This window comes from Ralstonia sp. 1138 (genome assembly GCF_040544795.1).
Lineage (GTDB): Bacteria > Pseudomonadota > Gammaproteobacteria > Burkholderiales > Burkholderiaceae > Ralstonia > Ralstonia flatus.
Genome location: NZ_JBEPKQ010000017.1, coordinates 1 through 4,318 on the forward strand (window position 1 = coordinate 1; position 4,318 = coordinate 4,318).

The following is a 4,318-nucleotide window of genomic DNA, read 5'->3' on the forward strand; positions in this document are numbered from 1 at the left end:
CAGAGCCAGCCCCGCGTGCGAGTGGGGGCCAGCGCCGACAACTACGGTTTCAAGTCCAGCGGTACCTATCGCTTTGGTGCCAGCGTTGAAGCGAACAACCTGCTGCGCATGGGCGACGTGTGGCAAGCCTCGGGCATGCTCACCGACAAGGACCAGAACACGGGCGCACTGGGCTTTTCCATGCCGATCGGCTACCAGGGCCTGCGCGTGCAAGCCAACGCGGCGCGCACCAACTACTCCTTGCCGCAAGTGGGGGCCACGGGCCGCGCTGACAGCGTCGGGGCTGGGCTGAGCTATCCGATTTTGCGGGCGTTGAACCGCAACTGGATTGGTTCGGTGGAAGGCTTCTACGTGCGTAGCCAGCAGGAGGTGGCGGGCTTCGAGGCCTTCGCGCCGAGCCACCTTGAGGGTGTGCGCCTGGGGTTGTCGTCCAACGCGGGCGACCGGCCGGCTGAGCTGGGGCTGAACTACTGGAGCGCCAACACCATCCTGACGCTGGGCCGCAACCGGCAGGATCTGAACGGCTTTGACACCACCAACACGGTGGGGTCGTACCAGAAGCTGGCAGCCAGTGCCTTCGGCAAGCGCGTGCTGGGCTCCGGCTGGTATGCGCTGGGCAACGTGCGCGGGCAGATCGGCAACCGCAACCTGAGCACCTATGAGGCGATGAGCCTGGGTGGTGTCACCGGGGTGCGTGCGTATAGCCCCGAGGAAGGCACGCTCAACGACGGCGTGTTCCTGAGTGCCGAGCTGCGCAAGCTCATCGCTTTGCCCAATGGCATGGGGCAACTGGCCCCGGGGGTGTTCGTCGACTACATCAACGGGCGCGTGCTGCACAACCCGTATCAGGGTTGGCAGACCTCGATGGGCTATGCCAACCCCGACGTGGGCAACCACCGTTGGCTGGGCGGCTGGGGCGTCGGCGTGGACTGGGTGCTGCCCAATCCGAACGTGACGGCTTCGCTGACGGTGGGTTGGAAGCTGCCGGGCAGTCCTGACTCCGAATACAAACCGGGCAGCGCCAAGGCGCGCGTGCTCTTCTCGCTGGCCGCGAAATTCTGATCGGCCTGCACTCACTGCAAATAACGAAACCCCGGAGTCAGCAAGGAGCTGAGGTGTTTGGGGCGAGGAAACCTGAGAAGGAATGAATCATGAATCGAATCTATCGATTGGTTTTTAGTAAATCGCGTGGCGCCATTGTGGCGGTGGCAGAGAACACCAGTGCGCAAGGCAAGGGCTCGCGCGGCGAGCGCGGCGCGGTGGTGGGCGCATCGACTGCGGCAGGCGTAGGCCTGTCCGCGCTGTCGGCGGCAGCGATGCTGTTGCTGGGCGGGCCGGCCATGGCCGCGGGTGCCCTGCCGCAGGGCGGCACGGTGGTGGGTGGGCAGGCCACGATCGGCCAGCCCAACGCGAATCAGATGCTGATCCAGCAGGGCAGCCAGCGCGCAGCGATCAACTGGCAGAGCTTCAACGTGGGCGCGGGCAACTCGGTGCAGTTCGTGCAGCCGAGCGCGAGCGCGCAGGTGCTCAACCGGGTGATCGGGATGAGCGGCAGCTCGCAGATCCTGGGCACGCTGACGGCCAATGGTCAGGTGTACATCGTGAACCCGCAAGGGGTGGTGTTCGGCAAGGGCTCGGTGGTCAATGCCGGGGCGCTGCTGGCGAGCACCAAGGATATCGATCCGGCGCGCTTCATGAGCGAGGGTGGTCGCAGCCTGTTCCTGTCGGGCGGCTCCAACGGCTCGGGCCTGGTGCAGAACGACGGCAGCCTGAGCGCGGCGCCTGGCGGCTGGATTGTGCTGGCGGGTGATGCGGTGAAGAACACGGGCAGCATCAACGCGCCGGGCGGCAAGGTTGGGCTGCTGGCGGGCGGAGAAGCGACGCTGGCGCTCAATGGCGGCAGCCTGGTGAACGTGCAGCTGAACGCATCGCAGGCGCAGGCGGCGATCGACAACAGCGGCAGCATCAAGGCCGCAGGCGGCACGGTGCTGCTCAATGCCAACACGGCCAACACGCTGCTGGGCTCGGCCATCAACCTCTCGGGAGTGGTGGATGTGTCCGGGGCGCAAGGTGGCCGTATTGATGTGGATGCAGGCGCGGGTGGCCTGGCGAACCTCAGTGGCGCCACGCTGAACGCAGCAGGCACCAACGGTGCCGGCGGCAACGTGACCGTGCTGGGCAACCATGTGGGCCTGTTCCAGGGTACGCACATTGATGCGAGCGGCGCGACCGGTGGCGGCACGGTGCTGGTGGGCGGTGACTTCCAGGGCAAAGGATCGCTGCGCAAGGCCGACGCCACGGTGATGGATGCAAGCTCGTCGATTGACGCCAGCGCCAAGGGCAATGGCAACGGCGGTACCGTGGGTCTGTGGTCGGACAGCTATACCCAATTCAACGGCAACGTGCTGGCGCAAGGTGGTGCGCAGGGCGGCAACGGTGGTCATGTGGACACCTCGAGCGCTGGGCAACTGGGCGCGCTGGGCCAGGTTTCGGCCAATGCGGCGCATGGTGCGAATGGCATGTGGACGCTGGACCCGTCGAACATCACGGTGTCTAGCGCAGCGGATGCGAACTACACGCCGTGGTTCACGCCGACGGGCAACCCGGTGACGGTGAACAACGGCAGCCTGTCGACGGCGCTGCAGGGCGGCACGAGTGTGACGCTCAATGCGAGCAATGGTACGGGCGGCGCGGGCTGGATCAACGTGGCGGCGGATATTGCATCGACGGGCTCGGGCAACCTGACCCTGCTGGCGGCCAACGGGCAGAACGTGACCATCGGCGCCAACATTAGCTTGGGTAGCGGTAGCTTCACGGCCGCGGGTGGGGCGGGGGCGGCAGGAGCCAATGGTGCTACTTGGGCGGCTGGCGGTGTTGGTGGAGCCGGTGGTAACGTGATTGTGAATTCCGGTGCCACCATTACTGCGGCTAACGTGACGTTGCTTGGCGGGGATGGAGGTGCCGCAGGCCAGTCGGGAGTGGGTGGTGCTGCAGGGAGTGCAGGCGGCGCAGGCGGCCAGGTTATTGTGAATGGCAACGTGGTTGCTACCGCCGGTACCGTCACCATCAAGGGTGGTGCCGGCGGTGGCGGTGGCGGTGGCGGTGGTTGTGGCACGGCGTGGCCGGCACAGCCAGCGTCGCAGAACGGTTGCGGCGGTGGTACTGGTGGTGTGGGCGGTGCGGGCGGTGCTGTACAGGTCGCCGGTATGGTCAATGCGAGCGGTGCGGTGAGCATTGCCGGTGGCAATGGCGGCGGCGGTGGCGGCGCCGGCGGCGGCGGTTGGGGTTATCAAATTGCAAGCGGCCCAGGAGGTAATGGCGGTGCGGGTGGCGCGGGTGGAGCGGTCACGTTCAGCAACGCGTCTGTAACAGCCGGCGGTGCGATCAGTGTTGCCACAGGTAGCGGCGGCGGCGGCGGCGGCGGCGGCGGTGGACAAACGACCTCTGTTAGGGGCCCTGGCCAGAATGGCGTCTCGGGTACTACCGGTGGCGGTGGCGGTGCGGGCGGTGCGGGCAGTGGTGGTTCCGGTAGCGCTGGTGGTGCCGGTGGTGGTCTGGGGACGAATGGCGGGTCTGGCGCTAACGGATCTTCAGGCGCTTATGTCGCCGGCAACAGCGGCTCCGGTTCTGGCGGTGCCGGAGGAGCCGGTGCCCAAACGATCACGGTCAACGGTACGAGCACGCTCACAGGGGCGAGCCTGAGCCTTACCAACGTCAGCCCGGTGGTGATCAATGGCAACATGGTGGTGAACACCTCTGGGGCGACCACCATTGCCAACAATATTTCTGGTCCGGGCTTCTATACCCAGGCAAGTCCTCACACGTCAACGCTTACTGGAACGGTAACGTTGAGCGGTGGCATCAATATCCTCGCCGGCGGCGCTGTCAATGTCACGGGCAACTGGACGCCAAGCAACGGTGTTGCCAACGTGAACATGAGCAATGGTTCTTCGTTCGCGGCGGCCAACATCACGGCAGCGAACACCAATGTTACCGGTACGGGCAATATCACGTTGGTGGGTGTGAACACCAGTGCCAACTTGTCGGCCAACACCACGGGCAACCTGATCCTGGGCGGGGCGCTGGTCAGTCGCGGAGGCAACGTCACGCTGGTGGCGGGCTCGGGCGGTACCTCGGGGCTGGCCAACGGCACCGACACGGCTGGCGACGTGCAGCTGTTTTCGACCGCCACGATTGCGCTGCCCACCAATGGGACGTTGACCGTGTACACGGGCAATGACAACCTGCGGGCATTGGACGCAGTGGTGACCGGCGGCACTGGGGCCACGACTTATGCGACGTATAACGCGACGCTGGG

At 65.9% G+C, this 4,318-nt stretch carries 2 protein-coding genes; both read left to right on the forward strand.

Going from position 1 to position 4,318, the window contains the following annotated elements; translation table 11 throughout:
- A partial coding sequence (locus tag ABIC76_RS25470) for a ShlB/FhaC/HecB family hemolysin secretion/activation protein (RefSeq protein ID WP_354535642.1) occupies positions 1-1,062 on the forward strand: 1,062 nt, incomplete at its 5' end.
- Positions 1,063-1,151: 89 nt separating this feature from the next.
- The coding region (locus ABIC76_RS25475; RefSeq protein ID WP_354535643.1) for a beta strand repeat-containing protein at positions 1,152-4,318 on the forward strand (3,167 nt) is incomplete at its 3' end.